At 71.9% G+C, this 18,592-nt stretch carries 19 protein-coding genes; 13 read left to right on the plus strand and 6 right to left on the minus strand.

From position 1 onward, the window contains the following. Positions 1-2: 2 nt before the first annotated feature. The 3 genes from mshA (at position 3) to ACFYNX_RS14790 (ending at position 2,892) form a co-directional block, all read left to right on the plus strand. Positions 3-1,370, plus strand: a complete 1,368-nt coding sequence (gene mshA / locus ACFYNX_RS14780; protein ID WP_125668452.1) for a D-inositol-3-phosphate glycosyltransferase — start codon at positions 3-5, stop codon at positions 1,368-1,370. After that, entirely contained in the window at positions 1,363-1,887 is a 525-nt protein-coding gene (locus ACFYNX_RS14785) for a YbjN domain-containing protein (protein WP_365548796.1), read from the plus strand. The genes mshA and ACFYNX_RS14785 overlap by 8 nt, the downstream gene beginning before the upstream one ends. A gap of 84 nt (positions 1,888-1,971) precedes the next feature. Then, positions 1,972-2,892 carry an MBL fold metallo-hydrolase gene (locus ACFYNX_RS14790; RefSeq protein ID WP_388661658.1) on the plus strand — a complete coding sequence of 307 codons (921 nt, stop codon included), beginning with the start codon at positions 1,972-1,974 and terminating at the stop codon, positions 2,890-2,892. Positions 2,893-2,970: 78 nt separating this feature from the next. Here ACFYNX_RS14790 and ACFYNX_RS14795 read toward each other — a convergent pair whose 3' ends face one another. Further along, positions 2,971-4,320: an MDR family MFS transporter gene (locus ACFYNX_RS14795; RefSeq protein WP_388661660.1), complete on the minus strand. Its 1,350-nt coding sequence runs from the start codon at positions 4,318-4,320 to the stop codon at positions 2,971-2,973. Positions 4,321-4,444: 124 nt separating this feature from the next. Between ACFYNX_RS14795 and ACFYNX_RS14800 the strand changes: the two genes are divergently transcribed. Beyond that, positions 4,445-5,206: a phosphoglyceromutase gene (locus ACFYNX_RS14800; protein WP_388661662.1), complete on the plus strand. Its 762-nt coding sequence runs from the start codon at positions 4,445-4,447 to the stop codon at positions 5,204-5,206. A 386-nt stretch (positions 5,207-5,592) separates the two neighbouring features. On the opposite strand, the gene ACFYNX_RS14805 is transcribed toward ACFYNX_RS14800, so the two are convergent. Next, positions 5,593-5,778, minus strand: coding sequence for a hypothetical protein (locus ACFYNX_RS14805; RefSeq protein WP_388661664.1), 186 nt, complete (start codon positions 5,776-5,778; stop codon positions 5,593-5,595). Positions 5,779-6,342: 564 nt separating this feature from the next. Here ACFYNX_RS14805 and ACFYNX_RS14810 point away from each other — a divergent pair. After that, positions 6,343-7,362, plus strand: a complete 1,020-nt coding sequence (locus ACFYNX_RS14810) for a tetratricopeptide repeat protein (protein WP_388661666.1) — start codon at positions 6,343-6,345, stop codon at positions 7,360-7,362. 139 nt (positions 7,363-7,501) lie between these two features. On the opposite strand, the gene ACFYNX_RS14815 is transcribed toward ACFYNX_RS14810, so the two are convergent. Continuing rightward, positions 7,502-8,644, minus strand: a complete 1,143-nt coding sequence (locus ACFYNX_RS14815) for an endonuclease NucS domain-containing protein (RefSeq protein ID WP_388661668.1) — start codon at positions 8,642-8,644, stop codon at positions 7,502-7,504. Positions 8,645-8,811: 167 nt separating this feature from the next. Between ACFYNX_RS14815 and ACFYNX_RS14820 the strand changes: the two genes are divergently transcribed. Then, a complete protein-coding gene (locus ACFYNX_RS14820; RefSeq protein WP_388661670.1) occupies positions 8,812-9,336 on the plus strand; it encodes a GNAT family N-acetyltransferase in 525 nt (174 codons plus the stop codon). A gap of 48 nt (positions 9,337-9,384) precedes the next feature. On the opposite strand, the gene ACFYNX_RS14825 is transcribed toward ACFYNX_RS14820, so the two are convergent. Together ACFYNX_RS14825 and phoU are read right to left on the minus strand one after the other, a co-directional pair. Further along, positions 9,385-9,537, minus strand: coding sequence for a hypothetical protein (locus ACFYNX_RS14825; RefSeq protein WP_202527725.1), 153 nt, complete (start codon positions 9,535-9,537; stop codon positions 9,385-9,387). Between the two features lie 167 nt (positions 9,538-9,704). Further along, the gene (phoU, locus tag ACFYNX_RS14830) at positions 9,705-10,385 is read right to left on the minus strand and encodes a phosphate signaling complex protein PhoU (RefSeq protein WP_030221245.1); all 681 of its coding nucleotides are present in this window, start codon (positions 10,383-10,385) and stop codon (positions 9,705-9,707) included. 355 nt (positions 10,386-10,740) lie between these two features. Between phoU and ACFYNX_RS14835 the strand changes: the two genes are divergently transcribed. Both ACFYNX_RS14835 and ACFYNX_RS14840 read left to right on the plus strand, forming a co-directional pair. After that, positions 10,741-11,967 (plus strand): ATP-binding protein, encoded by a 1,227-nt coding sequence (locus tag ACFYNX_RS14835; protein WP_365548843.1) that lies wholly within the window; start codon positions 10,741-10,743, stop codon positions 11,965-11,967. Continuing rightward, the gene (locus tag ACFYNX_RS14840; protein ID WP_017242433.1) at positions 11,964-12,644 is read left to right on the plus strand and encodes a response regulator transcription factor; all 681 of its coding nucleotides are present in this window, start codon (positions 11,964-11,966) and stop codon (positions 12,642-12,644) included. Before ACFYNX_RS14835 ends, ACFYNX_RS14840 begins: the two co-directional genes overlap by 4 nt. A 92-nt stretch (positions 12,645-12,736) precedes the next feature. Here ACFYNX_RS14840 and ACFYNX_RS14845 read toward each other — a convergent pair whose 3' ends face one another. Further along, the gene (locus ACFYNX_RS14845; RefSeq protein WP_365548846.1) at positions 12,737-13,381 is read right to left on the minus strand and encodes a DUF461 domain-containing protein; all 645 of its coding nucleotides are present in this window, start codon (positions 13,379-13,381) and stop codon (positions 12,737-12,739) included. 651 nt (positions 13,382-14,032) lie between these two features. Between ACFYNX_RS14845 and ACFYNX_RS14850 the strand changes: the two genes are divergently transcribed. The 5 genes from ACFYNX_RS14850 (at position 14,033) to rlmB (ending at position 18,579) form a co-directional block, all read left to right on the plus strand. Further along, the gene (locus ACFYNX_RS14850; protein WP_003953493.1) at positions 14,033-14,515 is read left to right on the plus strand and encodes a CarD family transcriptional regulator; all 483 of its coding nucleotides are present in this window, start codon (positions 14,033-14,035) and stop codon (positions 14,513-14,515) included. 290 nt (positions 14,516-14,805) lie between these two features. Further along, positions 14,806-15,555, plus strand: a complete 750-nt coding sequence (ispD, locus tag ACFYNX_RS14855; protein ID WP_365548849.1) for a 2-C-methyl-D-erythritol 4-phosphate cytidylyltransferase — start codon at positions 14,806-14,808, stop codon at positions 15,553-15,555. Next, complete coding sequence (ispF, locus tag ACFYNX_RS14860) at positions 15,545-16,075, plus strand: 2-C-methyl-D-erythritol 2,4-cyclodiphosphate synthase (protein ID WP_388661673.1); 531 nt, start codon at positions 15,545-15,547, stop codon at positions 16,073-16,075. Before ispD ends, ispF begins: the two co-directional genes overlap by 11 nt. Positions 16,076-16,148: 73 nt before the next feature. Further along, the gene (gene cysS, locus ACFYNX_RS14865) at positions 16,149-17,546 is read left to right on the plus strand and encodes a cysteine--tRNA ligase (protein WP_388661675.1); all 1,398 of its coding nucleotides are present in this window, start codon (positions 16,149-16,151) and stop codon (positions 17,544-17,546) included. Positions 17,547-17,622: 76 nt separating this feature from the next. Further along, entirely contained in the window at positions 17,623-18,579 is a 957-nt protein-coding gene (gene rlmB, locus ACFYNX_RS14870) for a 23S rRNA (guanosine(2251)-2'-O)-methyltransferase RlmB (RefSeq protein WP_125661152.1), read from the plus strand. The last annotated feature ends 13 nt before the right edge of the window (positions 18,580-18,592 follow it).

The raw sequence follows: 18,592 nt of genomic DNA on the forward strand, positions 1-18,592 counted from the left end.
ACGTGAGCCAGTACGTGTCCCGGTTCGCCGGTACCCGCCACCGGCACCCGGCGCCGGCCCGGCTCCGGCTCCCCGGCCGGCCCCGCACCCCCCGGCGCGTGGCCATGCTCAGCGTCCACACCTCGCCGCTGCACCAGCCGGGCACCGGCGACGCGGGCGGCATGAACGTCTACATCGTCGAGCTGGCGAAGCGCCTCGCGGCCATCGACATCGAGGTGGAGATCTTCACCCGGTCCACCACCGGCGGCCTGCCCCCGGTGGTCGAGCTGACCCCGGGCGTGCTCGTGCGGCACGTGGACGCCGGCCCGTACGAGGGCCTGGCCAAGGAGGAGCTGCCGGCCCAGCTCTGCGCCTTCACGCACGGCGTGATGCAGGCGTGGGCGGGCCACCGCCCCGGCCACTACGACCTCGTCCACTCCCACTACTGGCTCTCCGGCCACGTCGGCTGGCTCGCCGCCCAGCGCTGGGGCGTCCCGCTCGTCCACGCGATGCACACCATGGCGAAGGTCAAGAACGCCTCGCTCGCCGAGGGCGACACCCCCGAGCCGGCGGCCCGCGTGATCGGCGAGACCCAGATCGTCTCCGCCGCCGACCGGCTGATCGCCAACACGGCCGAGGAGGCCGACGAGCTGGCCCGCTTCTACGACGCGGACCCCGGCAAGATCGCGGTCGTCCACCCGGGCGTCAACCTCGACCGCTTCCGCCCCGCCGACGGGCGCGCCGCCGCCCGCGCCCGGCTCGGGCTGCCGCAGGACGCCTTCGTGCCGGTCTTCGCCGGCCGGATACAGCCGCTGAAGGCCCCGGACATCCTGCTCAGGGCGGCCGCCCGGCTCCTGGACCGGGACCCGTCCCTGCGCTCCCGCATGGTCGTCCCGGTGGTCGGCGGCCCGAGCGGCAGCGGCCTGGCCAAGCCGGAGGGGCTCCAGAAGCTCGCCGCCCGGCTCGGCATCGCGGACATCGTGCGCTTCCATCCGCCGGTGGGGCAGGAGCGGCTCGCGGACTGGTTCCGCGCGGCCAGCGTCCTCGTCATGCCCTCGTACAGCGAGTCCTTCGGCCTGGTCGCCATAGAGGCGCAGGCGGCCGGCACCCCGGTCGTCGCGGCGGCGGTGGGCGGCCTGCCCGTGGCCGTACGGGACGACGAGACCGGCTTCCTCGTGCAGGGCCACGACCCGGCGGACTACGCGCGGGCCCTCGGCCGCTTCGTCGACGACCCGGCCCTGACGGACCGGATGGGCGAGGCGGCGGCGGCGCACGCGGGCTCCTTCGGCTGGGACACGGCGGCCTCGGCCACGGCGGACGTCTACACGGCCGCCCTGCACGACCACCGGCTGCGCGAGGGCCGGCGTCGCGTACGCTCCCACCATGGCTGAGGACAAGACCGCCGAGGACGTCCGGCAGACGATCGAGTCCACGCTCGACGACGCGGAACTGGAGTGGGAGTCCCCGGAACCGGGCTCCTACGTCGTCAAGCTCCCGGGCACGCGCAAGCTCTTCACGACGCTCTCCCTCCGCGCGGGCCGTCACTCCCTCTCGCTCAACGCCTTCGTCGTCCGTCACCCGGACGAGAACGAGGCGGGCGTCCACCGCTGGCTCCTGGAGCGCAACCTCAAGCTGTACGGGGTGGGTTACGCCGTCGACGGCCTCGGCGACGTCTACCTGACCGGCAAGCTCCCGCTCGCCGCCGTCACGCCCGGGGAGCTGGACCGGCTGCTCGGCTCGGTCCTGGAGGCGGCGGACGGCGACTTCAACACCCTCCTGGAGCTGGGCTTCGCGACGTCGATCCGGCGCGAGTACGAGTGGCGGGTGTCGCGGGGCGAGTCGACCCGGAACCTGGACGCGTTCAAGAACCTGCTGGGGAAGACGCCCCCGCCGAAGCCGGCGGAGTGACCACGGGCCCCTGCCTCCCCGGTGCCGTACGGGCATGTCGTACGGCATCGAGCGGCCCGCCGGCGCCTCCCTAGGCTCGACGGCATGAGCGAAGAGAACGCACAGCGCATGGTCCTGGGGGACGTCGAGGTCGTCCGGGTCGTGGAGTGGCGGGGCCCGTTCGGGCCGGCCCGCGACCTCGTGCCGGGGGCCGGCCCCGGTCTGTGGGCGGACAACGAGGAGTGGCTGGCGCCGGACCACTGGAACCCGGAGGACGGCAGCGCGCGGATGGCGCTGCAGAGCTGGGTGCTGCGCAGCGGGGGCCGGACCGTCCTGGTCGACACGGGGGTGGGCGACGGGCGCGAGCGCCCGGCGGCGCCGCTCTTCCACCGGCGCCGGGACGACCTCCTCGGGGGCCTGGAGCGGGCGGGCGTACGGCCCGAGGACGTGGACGTGGTCGTGAACACGCACCTGCACGCGGACCACGTCGGCTGGAACACCCGGCCCGGCGACGCGCCGGGCGAGTGGGTGCCGGCCTTCCCGAACGCCCGGTACCTCCTCCCGGCGGCCGACGACGCCCACTTCGGCCCGGGGAACGCGTACGGCGGCGGTCTGCGCGCGCAGGACCGGCTCGTGTACGAGGACAGCGTCGCGCCCGTGCACCGCGAGGGCCTGGCGGTGCTGTGGGACGGGCGGCACCGCATCGACGGGAACCTGACGCTGGAGTCCCTGCCCGGCCACACCCCCGGGTCGTCGGTGCTGCGCCTGGAGTCCGGGGGAGACCGGGCGGTCTTCGTCGGGGACCTCGTCCACAGCCCCGTACAGCTCCTGGAGCCCTCGCACAACAGTTGCTTCTGCATGGACCCGGCGGGGGCGGAGGCCGGGCGCCGCCGGATTCTGGAACGGGCCGCGGACCGGCGGGAACTGGTCGTACCCGCGCACTTCGGCGGGGCGGGGGCGGCCGAAGTGCGCAGGGAGGGCGGGGGGTTCGCCCTGAAGAAATGGGCGGAGTGGACGGACGGGTGAGACCCGGGTGCCGGCGGTTCGGGTGTCGGCGGTTCGGGTGCCGATGGTTCAGGCGCTGATGGTTCAGGTGCCGACGGTTCAGGTGCCGACGGGAGGGCCCTGGGGGGCGTCCTCGCCCTTCACGACGACGGGGGCGGGCGCGGGAGAGGACACGGGACCGGGTACGGGCGCGGGAACGGGAACGGTCGGGGAGACGACGGCCCCCGTCTCCTCGTCCTCCGCGAGGGCCTTGCGCAGCTTGGTGGCGTATCCGGCGGCGGCGAGGACGCCGATCGCGGCCGTGGCCGCCCACAGCACGTCGGGCCCGGACCCGTCGACGATCGCACCGGCGAGGATCGGGGCGACGAAACCGGCGACGGCCCAGGACATGCCCATGACGCCCTGGTAGCGGCCGCGGGCGTGCTCGGGGGCGAGGCGGGCGGTGGCGGCGGCGTTGGTGGGCACGTGGATCATCTCGCCGACGGTCCAGACGACCACGGTCGCGGCGAAGGCGACGGAGGAACCGGCGAGGGCGGTGGCGCCGGTGCCGAGGGCGAAGAGGAGGGAGGAGAGGACGAGGAGGAGGACGGGGGAGCGCTTGTCGGTGAGCTTGTTGACGAGGAGCTGGAAGCCGACGATGACGACGCCGTTGACGGAGATGACGGCACCGTAGGAGGAGGCGGAGAGCCCCTGGTCGGCCATGGTGAGCGGAAGCCCGATCCAGGGAGCGGTGAAGACGAGGCAGACGAGCAGGTTGAGCAGCACGAGCGTGCGGAAGGGCGCGTCGCGCAGCACGGAGAGCATGCTGACCTTCGGCTCGGCGGCGGACTTCTCCTCCGTGGAGGTCCGCCGCTCGGGCCGGGTCTCGGGAAGCCGCAGGTAGACGATGACGGCGCACAGGACGGTGGCGAGGGCGTCGACGACGAAGAGGGTGCGGTAGCCGAGGAAGGCCGCGGCGCCGCCGCCGAGGGAGGCGACGGCGAAGCCGAGGTTGAGGGCCCAGTAGTTGAGGGCGTAGGCCCGGCGCACGTCGTGGGCGGGGACCATGTCGGCGATGGTGGCGTTGATGGAGGGCCGGACGGCCTGCATGGCGACGCCCATCAGCAGGACGACGGCGGCGATGCCCCAGGCGCTGGTGACGACGGCGAGGGCGGCGGCGCAGGCGGCGCCCGCGAGGTGCATGGTGACCATGGTGGGGCGGCGGCCCCAGCGGTCGGTGAGCATCCCGCCGAGCGGGGATCCGGCGACGCCGCCCAGGCCGTGGAGGGCGACGACGAGCCCGGCGAACCAGGCGGAGTGCCCGAGTTCGACGGTCAGGTAGAGGGAGAGGAAGGTGAGGACGAAGGCGCCGGTCCGGTTGACGAGGGTGGAGAGCCAGAGCCACCAGAAGCCGGGCGGAAGACCGGAGACCGTCTCGCGGGCCGATCGTCTGAGCGTACTGATGGACATGTGTGGCGCCCCCTGGCGTGCGTAAGCCCCTATGTGGCTGTGCGTAACTTACGCATCTCTCATGCCGGACACCACTCAATTGACGACGCGCGTCAATCGCCGGAGGTCGATTAGGCTCGTACGCATGGCCGACGCACCGTACAAGCTGATCCTCCTCCGCCACGGCGAGAGCGAGTGGAACGAGAAGAATCTGTTCACCGGATGGGTGGACGTGAACCTCACCGCGAAGGGCGAGAAGGAGGCGACGCGCGGCGGCGAGCTGCTCAAGGACGCCGGTCTGCTGCCCGACGTGCTGCACACCTCCCTCCAGAAGCGCGCCATCCGCACGGCGCAGCTCGCCCTGGAGTCGGCGGACCGCCACTGGATCCCGGTGAACCGCTCCTGGCGCCTGAACGAGCGCCACTACGGCGCCCTCCAGGGCAAGGACAAGGCGCAGACGCTCGCCGAGTTCGGCGAGGAGCAGTTCATGCTGTGGCGCCGCTCGTACGACACCCCGCCGCCGGCCCTGTCGGACGACAGCGAGTACTCGCAGGCCCACGACGCCCGCTACCAGACGATCCCGCCGGAGCTGCGCCCGCGCACGGAGTGCCTCAAGGACGTCGTCGAGCGGATGCTCCCGTACTGGTACGACAGCATCGTCCCGGACCTCCTCACCGGCCGCACGGTCCTGGTCGCCGCCCACGGCAACAGCCTCCGCGCCCTGGTCAAGCACCTGGACGGCATCTCGGACGCGGACATCGCGGGCCTCAACATCCCGACCGGCATCCCCCTCGCCTACGAACTCGACGAGAACTTCAAGCCCCTCAACCCGGGCGGCACCTACCTCGACCCGGAGGCGGCGGCGGCGGCGATCGAGGCCGTGAAGAACCAGGGCAAGAAGAAGTAGCCCTGCCCTGACGCACGAACGGGCCCCCTGCCTGCGGTTTCTCTGCGGGGAGGGGGCTGATTCGTTCCGTGGGCCGTGCGTGGGCCGCCGGACCGGCTACCGGGCCGCGCCGTACGCGACGGCGACGGCCTTCCGGTTCGGGGACGGATCAGAGCGCTGCCCCGGCTCCGAGGCCTCCGGCACGGATGGCTCCCCGCAGGACGTGGGCGATCTCCTCGGGCTTGAGGTCAGGGGACACGTGTCGCTGTTGTACGGGCTGGACATCGGCTTCCCTTCACGGGTGATGCGGAAAGAGAGGGGTACGTCGGTGAGGCACCGTGGACGGCCTGCGGCGAACGAGGTGGGCTCCGACCCCGGCCGGGGAAGACAGGCCGAGGCCGGAGGGTCTATACGGGTCCGTCGACCGGCGGAACGTCCTCGGCGCTGAGCGTCGGCTGCCCCGACGAGGCCGGCGCGGAGGAGTGCTCGGTGTGGGCCAGAAGGCCGACCGTGGCGAGCCCGGCGGCCGTGCCAAGGGCCCAGATCCAGCTCAGGACCGTCTCCAGCGGGTCGGACAACGGGGAACTGCTCACCGCGTCGCCTCGCGTACGGCAGGGTGCCAAGCGGCACTGAGCCGTCGCGGGCGCGGGATCGTGCGGGTTCGTGCGCTGTCTGTGGGCATCTCCACCGTCGGGTCCTCTCACGTGTCGGGGCAGGCGCCAACAGGCCCTGGATGGGGCCTGCTCGAGCCATTCGGAGCTCTGCGGGGTGATGTTCAGTGAACGGCGGACCACGCTCCTGGGACAGGGCCCAGGATGTAGCCCTGCGTAATCCCGCGTAATCCAGGTGGGGAGGATGACGGGGTGCCGAGGAACCCGGCCGTCGCGGAACTGATCAAACGGGCTTGCCAGGAACGTGGCTGGGGTCCTTCGGAGTTGGCACGCGCACTCGGTCTTGCCGAATGCGGTGATCCGCGCCGCCTGCAGCGCCAGCACGCCCGGCGGTGGATCGAGGGCGAACGGACCCCCGGCCACTGGTGGCCCTACATCGCGCGGGTGCTGGCACTGGACCCGGAGGCGATCAACCTCCCGGAGCCCATGCCTGCGGCACCTCACACCGATACCGTGGCATCAGTCCTGCACTTGGGAAGGAGCGACGTGGAACGCCGGGAGTTCATCCTCGCCTCCAGCGGATACGCGCTGTCCGCACTCGGCCTGCCCGACATGGACAGCATCACCCGCCGGACCAAGGCCGCCCTCCCCGGAGCAGTCCGCGTCGGCCAGGGCGAAGTGGCCGCCGTACGCCACATGGTCAAGGCCCTCGGCGACTCCGCCTCCGAGCTCGGCGGTGGACACGCCCGCCATCTGGCCGTCCGTTACCTCACCCAGGACGTAGCCCCCTGGCTGGAGGGCCGCTTCACCGAAGCCATCGGTCGCGACCTGTTCGCCGCGACCTCCCAGCTCGTGCACCTCGCCGGCTGGATGGCCCAGGACGAAGGCGACACCCCCGAACTGCGCGGACTCGCCCAGCGCTACTACGCCCACGCCTTCCGCCTGGCGGCCGAAGCAGGCGACCCGGAGCTGTCGGCGACGGCCCTCCGTGGCCTCGCCGTGCAGTGCGTCGACCTCGGCTACCGCGCCGAAGCCGTCCAACTCGGCGAGGCCTGCGTGGAGTACGGCCACAATCTCGACAATCCGCGAGCCGTGGCCTACTACGAGGCCACCCTCGCCAACGCCGCCGCCCAGGACGACGACCGCCGTATGGCCACCAAGCACCTCGCCCTGTCCGAGACCGCCATCGGCAAGCCGGCCACCGCGAACGGCGACTCCTGGGCCGCCCACTACTCCCCGGGTCGCTGGGCCCACGAATCCGGCATGATCCTCGCCCGGCTCGGAGACCTCGTCGCCGCCGAGGAGCACCTCGCCCTCGACATCCACGGCCTCGACCGCCGCCGCACCCGCGCCATCGTCCTCGCCGACCTCGGCGGCGTCCGCCTTCGCCAAGGCGACGTCGACGGCGCCCTGTCCACCTGGCGCGACTTCCTCGACTGCGCCGACGGCATCCGCTCGGTCAAGGTCCAGGCCGCCCTCCAGGACATGCGCGTCCGCCTGCGCCGCTACGACGGCGTCCCGGAGGCGCAGGAACTCCGCGAACGGGCCGCCCGAACCACGATCTAGCAGACGTCCAAGAGCCCCGTGCCACCCCGCGAGGCCATCGTGGTGACCTGTTGCAGGTTTTTCTAGCCGCTCCACCGACTGTGGATCTATCTCCCGCTCGCACGGAGCGATGCCTAACGGCATGTGTCGTTTCGACTGCTTAGGACTCGACAGGTCCCTCGCTGATGCCGAAGTGCTGGGAGACCTCGTCGAGCGTGAAGCGGGCGCGGAGTTTACAGGCGGAGTTCTGGTTGGCGAAGAAGCCCGGGCGCCACAGGGCCTGTTCGCGGGGGACGGCGCGTTCCCAGGTGACCGGGACGATCCACTCGCGACGGTCCTCGCCGTTCTGCGGGGCGTCCGGTCCGTCCTGCGCGGCCTCCGCCCCGTCCCGGCGGTAGGTGCCCGCCAGGGGCAGGTCGGCCATGGGCCGGTGCTCGCCGTCCACGGCCAGGAGGGCGTCCTCGAAGGGCCGGGCCTCGCCCGACACCGTGCCGACCCCCACGTACCCCACCTTGGGGATGTGGGTGAACACGCGCGCCCCGACCGGCAGGGAGCGCATCGTGCGGGAGAACCACTCCCCGCCGCCGGCCGACACGAAGCCGTAGCGGCGCGCGTCGTCCCAGTTCCGGCCCTCGCGCTCGTCGCCGAACGAGACGTACCAGTCCGTTCCGTTCCAGGGTTCCTGCTTTCCGCGTGCCTTCGCCCCCGTCGCCGGAGCCGCCGTCTCGACGTCGTCGATCAGCCAGGTGCGCGCCAGGTAGGAGCGCCCCTCGTCCTCGAAGTACCGGAAGAAGAGCACGTTGACCGGCACCCGGAAGCCGGACGCCAGGTAGCCGACGATCCGTTCCGTCGCCGCGTCGACCTCGCTCGCGACGATCGTCAGGGAGTGGGTGGAGTTCAGGGCCTCCGGCGGGCTGCCGCCGAACCTCAGCGCGAAGGCCTCGTCCAGTTCCTCCGGCAGGTTCCGCTCGCGCGCGTACGTGCCGTAGATGTCGCGCACCTGTTCGTTGGACAGCTCCTGGACCCAGGAGCCGTAGTCGAGGACCTGCGCGACCACGTCGCGGGGCGTGCGGTCCCGCTTGAGTTCGAGCACGTGCAGGTTGCCCTCGGCGTCCATGCCGAGGAGGTCCACGAACTTCCCGTGCCGCGTCGGCACCTGACGGCCGATCAGCATCAATGGCGTCCCCAGGATCCCCGGGTCCGCCTCGATCAGCCCTTCGAGCCGGGACTCCAGCGGCATCGGCCGCGTCACCACCCGCACGGGCCTGCCGTCCACCCGCCACAGTCCGAATTCCAGCGGCATGCGTGCGCTCCCCTCCGCTCGGGCCACGAAGACGGCCGGAGCCGAACGAAGTCAAGCAGACGGCACGGCGGAGGTCTCGCCGAGTACGTCGTATCAGCCGGGACGCATCTCGATGTACGTACGTACATCACACGACGGATGCGGGTGCCCCCGCTAGCGTCCCGATCATGAGCGACGCCCCCGACGCCCCCGACGCCCCCGACGCCCCGAGCCCCAAGAACGCCCCCCGTACGGCACTCCGCCTGGAGCAGGTCACCCCCGCCACCGTCGACGCCGCCCTCGACCTCCGCGTCCATCCCCACCAGGAGGCGAACGTCGCGCCCGTCGTGCGGTCCCTCGCCGAGGCCTACGCCTTCGGGGAGGCCGCCTGGCCGCGGCTCGTCTTCGACGGGGAGCGGCTCGTCGGGTTCCTCATGGCCTTCCTCGACCTCCCGTGGAGCGAGGAGGACCCCGGCGACCGTCGCAGTGGGCTCTGGCGGCTCAACGTCTCCGCCGACGCGCAGGGCAAGGGGTACGGGCGCTTCGCCGTCCTCTCCGTCGCCGACGAGCTGCGGCGGCGCGGTGCGCGGCAGATGTACGTCACCTGGCAGCCCGGCGACGACGGGCCCGGCGCCTTCTACCGCCGGCTCGGGTTCCGCACCACCGGGGAGACGAGCGGACAGCAGGTCGTCGGCGTGCTCGATCTCCCGTAGAAAGGGGCAGGGGCGCGGCTTGTCGCACCCCTGCCCCGTGTACGCGCGTCAGCCCGAGCAGCCCCCGCACTGGCACGGCGCTCCCGACTGGCAGCCGCAGCCGCAGCCCGAGCCGCAGCCGCAGGCGCCGAGGACGGGCAACAGGACCGCCTCGCGCGGCGGCTCCGGCCCGGAGTCGGTCGTCATCGGGGAATCGGCCATGGGGGTCCCTCCCTTTCGAGGCGCGGATCGCCTCCCCCCATTGCATGCCCACCCGGACGGGCGCATCAACGGCGCACCGGAGCCCGCACCACCGCGCGCCCCCCGAACAACCCCGAGCGCGGACCCGGCCCGCCCCGGGCACGACCCCCCACCGCCCCGACAAGGGGCTACGCCCCCTCCACCGGCGCGTCCGCCGCCTGGAGCTCGTCCGCGTGCTCGCCCGTCACCAGGTAGACCACCCGCTTCGCCACCGACACCGCGTGGTCCGCGAACCGCTCGTAGTACCGGCCGAGCAGCGTCACGTCCACCGCCGTCTCGATGCCGTGCTTCCACCGGTCGTCCATCAGGTGCCGGAACAGCGTCCGGTGCAGCAGGTCCATCTCGTCGTCGTCCTGCTCGAGCTGGAGCGCCAGGTCGACGTCCTTCGTGATGATGACCTCCGCCGCCTTCGCCATCAGGCGCTGCGCGAGCTGCCCCATCTCCAGGATGGTCGCGTGCAGGTCCCGCGGCACCGCCGACTCCGGGAACCGCAGCCGCGCCAGCTTCGCCACGTGCTGCGCCAGGTCGCCCGAGCGCTCCAGGTCGGCGCTCATCCGCAGCGAGGTCACCACGATCCGCAGGTCCGTCGCCACCGGCTGCTGGCGCGCGAGCAGCGCTATCGCCCGCGCCTCCAGGTCGTGCTGGAGGTCGTCGACCTTCTGGTCCGCGGCGATCACGCTCTCCGCGAGCTTCAGGTCCGCGTCGAGCATCGCCGTCGTGGCGCGCCCGATCGCCGAACCGACGAGCCGGGCCATCTCGACCAGGCTCTCCCCGATCGAGTCCAGTTCCTCGTGGTACGCGTCGCGCATGGATGTCCCTCTCTACGCAAAACTGCAAAGCTGCAAGGTCGGCAAAGCCGCAAGGCCGAGGCCGCGAGGCCGCGAGGCTCCGGAGGTTACGAGGAGCTCCTGGGGGCTCCTGAGGCTCCGGGATGCGGATGGGGTCCGAACCCCACGCTCCCACGTTCGGCCCCCTACGCGTCCGGTTCCACCCCCTCGTGTGAACCGCCACCGTCTCCCAGGTGAACTCTGGGCGACGCACGCCACCGCGCCCGCCGGGGCAAGTGAACCGGCCGGGTCTCCACGGTGAACTCTGGGCGACGACTGTTCGAGGAGCCACTCGGACGGCTGGGAGAGCGCCCGCCACCCCGCATAACCTTGGGGCATGGACGTGAACGCGGCGGTCGCCGCATTGGCAGCGATCGCCGGCGTGTGCACCGGCGTGATCGCCATGCTGGCGTTCCGCTGGAGCGAACGCGACCAGACGCGCCCCACCCGCACCTCGCTGCACACCGACGCCGTGCTCCCGCCCGGCGTCGACACCGTGCTGTCCGTACTGCGCTCCTCCGCGGTCGTCCTCGACGAGAGCGACTCCGTGGTGAAGGCCAGCTCGGCGGCGTACGCGCTCGGTCTGGTCCGCGGCGGCAAGCTGGCCGTCGAGCCCATGCTCAACATGGCCCGCGACACCCGCCGCGACGGGGAGATACGGCAGGTCGAACTGGACCTGCCCCGGCGCGGCACCGGACGCGGCGAGGCCCTCGCCGTCTCCGCCCGCGTCGCCCCCCTGGGCTCCCGGCTCGTACTGCTCCTGGTCGAGGACCTCACCGAGGCCCGGCGCATCGAGGCGGTGCGGCGCGACTTCGTCGCCAATGTCAGCCACGAGCTGAAGACCCCCACGGGCGCGCTCTCGCTGCTCTCCGAGGCCGTCATGGACGCCTCGGACGACCCCGAGGCGGTCACCCGTTTCGCCGGCCGGATGCAGATCGAGGCGACCCGCCTCACCAACCTCGTACAGGAGCTCATCGACCTCTCCCGCGTGCAGAACGACGACCCGCTGGAGGACTCCGAGCCGGTCTCCGTGGACGAGCTCGTCGCCGAGGCGATCGACCGCTCCCGGCACACCGCCACCACCAAGCAGATCACGATGGTCTCCGGTGGCGCGGCCGACCTGCGGGTCTGGGGGAGCCGCGGCCAGCTCGCCGCCGCCCTCGGCAACCTCGTCGAGAACGCCGTCAACTACTCACCGGCCCACACCCGCGTCGGCATCGCGGCCCGCAAGGTCGCCGCGCCCGGCGGCGACCTCATCGAGATAGCCGTCACCGACCAGGGCATCGGCATCCCCGACAAGGACAAGGAGCGCGTCTTCGAGCGCTTCTACCGCGTCGACCCCGCCCGCTCCCGTGCCACCGGCGGCACGGGCCTGGGCCTCGCCATCGTGAAGCACGTGGCCGCCTCGCACGGCGGGGAGGTCACCGTCTGGAGCACCGAGGGTCAGGGCTCCACCTTCACCCTGCGGCTGCCCGAGGCGGGCTCCGCACGGGACCGCCGGCCCGCCTCCCCCACCCCCGATCTCATGACCGAACCGCTTCCCGCCCCGGAGGTCCTTCCGTGACCCGAGTGCTCGTCGTCGAGGATGAGGAATCCTTCAGCGACGCCCTGTCGTACATGCTCCGCAAGGAGGGCTTCGAGGTCGCCGTCGCGGCGACCGGGCCCGACGGCCTCGACGAGTTCGAGCGCAACGGAGCCGACCTCGTCCTCCTCGACCTGATGCTTCCGGGCCTTCCCGGTACCGAGGTGTGCCGCCAGTTGCGCGGCCGCTCGAACGTCCCGGTGATCATGGTGACCGCCAAGGACAGCGAGATCGACAAGGTCGTCGGCCTGGAGATAGGGGCCGACGACTACGTGACCAAGCCCTTCTCCTCGCGGGAGCTGGTCGCCCGCATCCGCGCGGTGCTCCGCCGCCGCGGCGAGCCGGAGGAGGTCACCCCGGCGGCCCTGGAGGCCGGTCCGGTCCGCATGGACGTCGACCGGCACGTGGTGACGGTCTCCGGCGGCAAGGTCGACCTGCCCCTGAAGGAGTTCGACCTCCTGGAGATGCTGCTGCGCAACGCGGGCCGCGTGCTCACCCGCATGCAGCTCATCGACCGGGTCTGGGGCGCGGACTACGTCGGCGACACCAAGACCCTCGACGTCCACGTCAAGCGCCTGCGCGCCAAGATCGAGCCCGATCCCGGAGCCCCGCGCTATCTGGTGACGGTCCGGGGCCTGGGCTACAAGTTCGAGCCGTAGACAGCGCCGGTATCCACGTTCATACGTGAAGTACGTGAAAGGGGCACCCCCTCCGAGGGGGTGCCCCTTTCACGTACGGGCGGGTACGGCCCTCAGTGGCCGGCCTCGTGGCTCGCTTCGCCCGACGGCGTCGCGGAGCCCTCCGCGCCGTGCTCGGCGCCGTGCTCGGCCTCGCCCGACGGCGTGGCCGAGGCGGTCGGCGTGGCGGCCGGGGGAGCGGGGACGACCTCCGGGCCGAACTCCGTGAAGTAGCCCTTCGCGGGGACGACGAAGGCCTCCAGGCCCACCTCGCCGGTCTTGCTCAGCTTGAAGACGATCTCCTGCGCGTCGCCGAGCTTGGCGGACTCGGTGCCGTTCTCGATCACGGCGGTGGCGTTGCCCGCGCCGCCGATGACGACGGAGCCGCCGGCCGGGACGGTGACCGCGCCGGTGCCGCCGGCCGGCGTCAGCTTCACGGTCGCGCTCGAACCCGGCAGGGTGATCGCGTCGAGGGTCTGCGACTGGGAGCCGTTGTTGAAGACCGTGGCCGAGACGGCGGCCGGACCCTTGACGCCGGTCTCGGGCTGCGTGATGACCAGGGCGTTCTGGATCTTGACGTCGTCCACGGTGACGGCGGCGTTGTCCGGACGGATCTGGAGGGTCTGCGCGTCGTTGCCCGCACCGCAGGCGGACAGGGCGGCGACGGAGAACACGATGGCGGTGGCGGCGAGGGCGCCGCGTCGAAGGCTGCGGCTCACGGCGGCGGCATCTCCTAGGACGTACGGACGGGTGTGAGGACCAGGGGCCGACTGAAGGCGTGTCAGCGCGCTTAGGTTACCGAGCCGCACTCTCCGTCCCGCACCCGACCCGCCCCTAACCGGTCGCACCCCGCCCGGGCCCGGGGCCGGGCTCCCGGCCCGCACACCCCGCCCGGCCGCGTGGAGTGGCCGTCCTCCGTCGCTCCGCGTGGCCGGATCACGACCCATTGACCTGTTGTTCACATAACCGCCTTGATCAATTCGGGGCCCGCCCCGCATTCCCGGAGCCGCCCCTCCGGGAAATCCCGGACCGATCTCGGACGATCTCGGCTGATCAATTTCGGGAATCACCCCACGATGCATCCGTACGAGTGACCGATCCTCGAACGGAGCACGTGAAGAAGGCCACTCCGAAGCAGACAAACCAGGACATCACTCCCTCTTCCCGGAGGCCCGAGTAGGTGTAACGTGCGCGTTTCTCTCCGTCCGCACAGCCGCTCCGACCTGCGAATACCCCCTTCCGGAAGCTCTCCGCAGCACGTCCGCGTCGCTGTTGTCAAGCCCTGAGATATGCCCTGACCTGCGAAAACGCCATTCAGAAGAAGCCGTATCCGTGTTACTCTTGATAGCCACGGAAGGGGTACCTGTCACATGACGTTCAAGGTTGGCGACACCGTGGTCTATCCCCATCACGGGGCCGCGCTGATCGAGGCCATCGAAACTCGCCAGATCAAAGGCGTGGACAAGACCTACTTGGTGCTCAAGGTCGCGCAGGGTGACCTGACGGTCCGCGTGCCGGCGGACAACGCGGAGTTCGTCGGGGTCCGCGACGTGGTCGGGCAGGACGGGCTGGACCGGGTCTTCGAGGTGCTGCGCGCGCCGTACGCCGAGGAGCCGACGAACTGGTCCCGTCGCTACAAGGCAAACCTCGAGAAGCTCGCCTCCGGCGACGTCATCAAGGTCGCCGAAGTGGTGCGCGACCTGTGGCGGCGCGAGCGCGAGCGGGGTCTCTCCGCAGGTGAGAAGCGCATGCTCGCCAAGGCCCGGCAGATCCTGGTCAGCGAGCTGGCCCTCGCGGAGAACACGAACGAGGACAAGGCCGAGGCTCTCCTCGACGAGGTCCTCGCGTCCTGAGCGTGTTCCGGCCACACCGGAGCGCGTTCCTCAAGTGAAGCGATGCCGCGGTGCCCGCTGGCGTGCTGTGATCCACACAGCGCTGTCGTCGGGCACTGCGGCATGTTCGCGTACGGTTCGCGTACGACGTCTCCGGGCGCGTCCGAACCCCCGATACGTCCGAACCCCCTGTGCTGGGCGGCAACGCCTCGACCGTCGTCACGGAAAGGGCCCGGTCAAGGCGGAGCGTCCGGCACGGTGAGTGCCATACCCATGTCGGCCGCGGAAACAAACCTGCCGGAGTGCAACCGATGTCAGACGAAGCGCGTCCCAGCCGTACCGCCGTCGTGATCCCGGCGGCCGGACGGGGCGTACGCCTCGGCCCGGGCGCCCCCAAGGCGCTGCGCGCGCTGAGCGGCACCCCCATGCTCGTCCACGCCGTCCGCGCGATGGCCGCCTCCCGCGCGGTCTCGCTCGTCGTCGTGGTCGCGCCTCCCGACGGCGCCGCCGAGGTCAAGAACCTCCTCGACACCCACGCCCTCCCCGAGAGGACCGACTACCTGGTCGTCCCCGGCGGCGAGACCCGCCAGGAGTCCGTCCGCCTCGGGCTCGAAGCGCTCCCCGAGGGCGTCACCGCCGTCCTCGTCCACGACGCGGCCCGCCCGCTCGTCCCCGTCGACACCGTGGACGCCGTCATCGAGGCCGTACGGGACGGGGCCGTCGCCGTCGTCCCCGCGCTGCCCGTGGCCGACACCGTCAAGGAGGTCGAGCCGGCGGAGAGGCCCGGCGACCCCGAGCAGGTCGTCGCCACCCCGGTCCGCGCCCGCCTCCGCGCGGTCCAGACCCCGCAGGGCTTCGACCGCGACACCCTCGTGAACGCCCACGCCACCGTCGCCCTCACCGGAGAGGGCGCCACCGACGACGCCGGCATGGTCGAGAGGCTCGGCGCGCCCGTCGTCGTCGTGCCCGGCCACGAAGAGGCCTTCAAGGTGACCCGCCCCCTCGACCTCGTCCTCGCCGAGGCCGTACTCGCCCGCAGGAGGGCCAACGATGGCTTCTGAGCCGATGAACCTTCCCCGCACCGGCATCGGCACCGACGTCCACGCCTTCGAGAAGGGCCGGGAACTGTGGTGCGCGGGCCTCCTCTGGGAGGCCTCCGAGAGCGACGGGTACGGACTCGCCGGGCACTCCGACGGCGACGTCGCCGCCCACGCCGCCTGCGACGCCCTCTTCTCCGCCGCCGGCATCGGCGACCTCGGCGCCCACTTCGGCACCTCGCGCCCCGAGTGGTCCGGCGCCTCCGGCACCACCCTGCTCGCCGAGGCCGCCCGGATCGTCCGCGCCGAGGGGTACGAGATCGGCAACATCGCCGTGCAGGTCGTCGGCGTCCGCCCCAAGGTCGGCAAGCGGCGCGACGAGGCGCAGAAGGCGCTGGGCGAGGCGGCCGGCGCGCCGGTCTCCGTCTCCGGCACCACCACCGACGGCCTCGGCCTCACCGGCCGCGCCGAGGGCCTCGCCGCCCTGGCGACCGCCCTGGTGTACCCCGTACGGAAGCCCGCGCAGGACCCCGTACAGAAGTAGGGGCGACGAAAAACGTGCCCCGTGGCCGGGAATAGGTCGCGGGGCACTACCACACGCCCACTACCCTGGAGGGGTGACTATTCGCCTGTACGACACCAGCGCCCGGCAGATCCGTGACTTCACCCCGCTCACACCGGGCTGTGTCTCGATCTACCTCTGTGGCGCCACCGTCCAGGCGGCCCCGCACATCGGCCACATCCGGTCGGGGCTGAACTTCGACATCATGCGCCGCTGGTTCGAGTACCGCGGCTACGACGTCACGTTCGTCCGCAACGTCACCGACATCGACGACAAGATCATCGCGAAGGCGGCCGAGCAGGGCCGTCCCTGGTGGTCCATCGGGTACGAGAACGAGCGCGCGTTCAACTCCGGCTACGACGCCCTCGGTTGCCTGCCGCCGACCTACGAGCCGCGCGCCACCGGGCACGTCCCCGAGATGATCGAGATGATGCGCGGCCTCATCGAGCGCGGCCACGCCTACGAGGCGGACGGCAGCGTCTACTTCGACGTGCGCTCCTTCCCGGGCTACCTGGAGCTGTCCAACCAGGACATCGACGACCTGCGCCAGCCCGACGAGGGCGTCTCCGGCAAGCGCGACCCGCGCGACTTCGCCATGTGGAAGGCGACCAAGCCGGGCGAGCCCGACTGGGAGACCCCCTGGGGCCGCGGCCGTCCCGGCTGGCACCTGGAGTGCTCGGCCATGGCCCACAAGTACCTGGGCCCCGCCTTCGACGTCCACGGCGGCGGCCTCGACCTGATCTTCCCGCACCACGAGAACGAGATCGCCCAGGCCAAGGCCTTCGGCGACGCGTTCGCCCGGTACTGGGTGCACAACGCCTGGGTCACCATGAGCGGCGAGAAGATGTCGAAGTCGCTCGGCAACAGCGTGCTCGTGTCCGAGATGGTGAAGAACTGGCGCCCCATCGTCCTGCGCTACTACCTGGGCACCCCGCACTACCGCTCGATGATCGAGTACAGCGAGGAGTCCCTGCGCGAGGCCGAGTCGGCGTTCGCCCGCATCGAGGGCTTCGTCCAGCGCGCCACCGAGAAGGCCGGGGCGCCCGTCGCCCCCGCCGCCGAGGTGCCGCCGGCCTTCGCCGAGGCCATGGACGACGACCTGGGCGTGCCGCACGCGCTCGCGATCATCCACACCACCGTCCGCCAGGGCAACAGCGCCCTCGCCGCGGACGACAAGGACGAGGCCATCGCCCGCCTCGCCGAGGTCCGCGCCATGCTCGGCGTCCTCGGCCTGGACCCCCTCGACCCCCGGTGGGCCGAGGAGTCCGGCGGCGGCGAGGAGCTCCACGGCGTCGTCGACACCCTCGTACGGCTCGTGCTCCAGCAGCGCGAGTCGGCGCGCGAGCGGAAGGACTGGGCGACCGCGGACGCGATCCGCGACCAGCTCAACCAGTCCGGCCTCGCCATCGAGGACAGCCCCGACGGCCCCCGCTGGACGCTGGGCAACCGTTAGAAGACGTGCCGCTCGGACCTCCGGGCGGCACACTTCAGTTACAGACTTTGTACGTCAGCAGAGGAAACAGGTAGTCATGGCCGGGAACAGCCAGCGCAGGAACCGCCGCACGTCGAACAAGAAGGGTGCGACGGTCGGCAGCGGTGGCCAGCGGCGCAAGGGCCTCGAAGGCAAGGGCCCGACGCCCAGGGCCGAGGACCGCAAGGGCCACAAGGCGTACCGCGTCTCCAACGCGATGGCCCGGCAGGCGGCCAAGCGCAAGCCCGTCGCCCGCCGCGGCGGCAAGGGCCTGTCCGAGATGGTCGTCGGCCGCAACCCGGTCTTCGAGGCCCTGCGCGACGGCGTGCCCGCCACGACCCTGTACGTCCAGCAGTTCATCGACAACGACGAGCGCGTGCGCGAGGCCCTCAACCTCGCCACCGGCCGCGGCAACATCCACATCATGGAGGCGCCGCGCCCCGAGCTGGACCGGATGACGAACGGCCTGAACCACCAGGGCCTCGTCCTCCAGGTCCCGCCGTACGAGTACGCGCACCCCGAGGACCTGGCCGCGGCCGCGTTCGACGACCACGAGGACCCGCTGATCGTCGCCCTCGACGGCGTCACCGACCCGCGCAACCTCGGCGCCGTCGTCCGCTCCGTCTCCGCCTTCGGCGGCCACGGCGTCGTCGTCCCCGAGCGCCGCGCGGCCGGCATGACCGCCGGCGCCTGGAAGACCTCGGCCGGCACCGCCGCCCGCACCCCGGTCGCCCGCGCCACCAACCTGACCCGCTGTCTGGAGCAGTACCAGAAGGCCGGTCTCACGGTCGTCGGCCTGTCCGCGGACGGCGACACCGAGGTCCACGAGCTGGAGGCGCTGTCCGGCCCGGTCGTCATCGTCGTCGGCTCCGAGGGCAAGGGCCTGTCCCGGCTCGTCGGCGAGACCTGCGACTTCCTGGTCCGCATCCCGATGCCGGGCGGCGCCGAGTCGCTCAACGCCGGTGTCGCCGCCGGTGTCGTGCTGTACGAGGCGGCCCGCCGCCGCAGGGGCTGACCCCGGCCCCGTA

This window comes from Streptomyces sp. NPDC007872 (assembly GCF_042868165.1).
Taxonomy (GTDB): domain Bacteria; phylum Actinomycetota; class Actinomycetes; order Streptomycetales; family Streptomycetaceae; genus Streptomyces.

What these genes read in the sequence shown, in the direction of transcription:
- ACFYNX_RS14785 (WP_365548796.1), top strand. Translation starts at nt 1,363, where the DNA reads ATGGCTGAGGACAAGACCGCCGAGGACGTCCGGCAGACGATCGAGTCC.
- ACFYNX_RS14790 (WP_388661658.1), top strand. Translation starts at nt 1,972, where the DNA reads ATGAGCGAAGAGAACGCACAGCGCATGGTCCTGGGGGACGTCGAGGTC.
- ACFYNX_RS14795 (WP_388661660.1), bottom strand. Translation starts at nt 4,320, where the DNA reads ATGTCCATCAGTACGCTCAGACGATCGGCCCGCGAGACGGTCTCCGGT.
- ACFYNX_RS14800 (WP_388661662.1), top strand. Translation starts at nt 4,445, where the DNA reads ATGGCCGACGCACCGTACAAGCTGATCCTCCTCCGCCACGGCGAGAGC.
- ACFYNX_RS14815 (WP_388661668.1), bottom strand. Translation starts at nt 8,644, where the DNA reads ATGCCGCTGGAATTCGGACTGTGGCGGGTGGACGGCAGGCCCGTGCGG.
- ACFYNX_RS14820 (WP_388661670.1), top strand. Translation starts at nt 8,812, where the DNA reads ATGAGCGACGCCCCCGACGCCCCCGACGCCCCCGACGCCCCGAGCCCC.
- ACFYNX_RS14825 (WP_202527725.1), bottom strand. Translation starts at nt 9,537, where the DNA reads ATGGCCGATTCCCCGATGACGACCGACTCCGGGCCGGAGCCGCCGCGC.
- phoU (WP_030221245.1), bottom strand. Translation starts at nt 10,385, where the DNA reads ATGCGCGACGCGTACCACGAGGAACTGGACTCGATCGGGGAGAGCCTG.
- ACFYNX_RS14835 (WP_365548843.1), top strand. Translation starts at nt 10,741, where the DNA reads ATGGACGTGAACGCGGCGGTCGCCGCATTGGCAGCGATCGCCGGCGTG.
- ACFYNX_RS14850 (WP_003953493.1), top strand. Translation starts at nt 14,033, where the DNA reads ATGACGTTCAAGGTTGGCGACACCGTGGTCTATCCCCATCACGGGGCC.
- ispD (WP_365548849.1), top strand. Translation starts at nt 14,806, where the DNA reads ATGTCAGACGAAGCGCGTCCCAGCCGTACCGCCGTCGTGATCCCGGCG.
- ispF (WP_388661673.1), top strand. Translation starts at nt 15,545, where the DNA reads ATGGCTTCTGAGCCGATGAACCTTCCCCGCACCGGCATCGGCACCGAC.
- rlmB (WP_125661152.1), top strand. Translation starts at nt 17,623, where the DNA reads ATGGCCGGGAACAGCCAGCGCAGGAACCGCCGCACGTCGAACAAGAAG.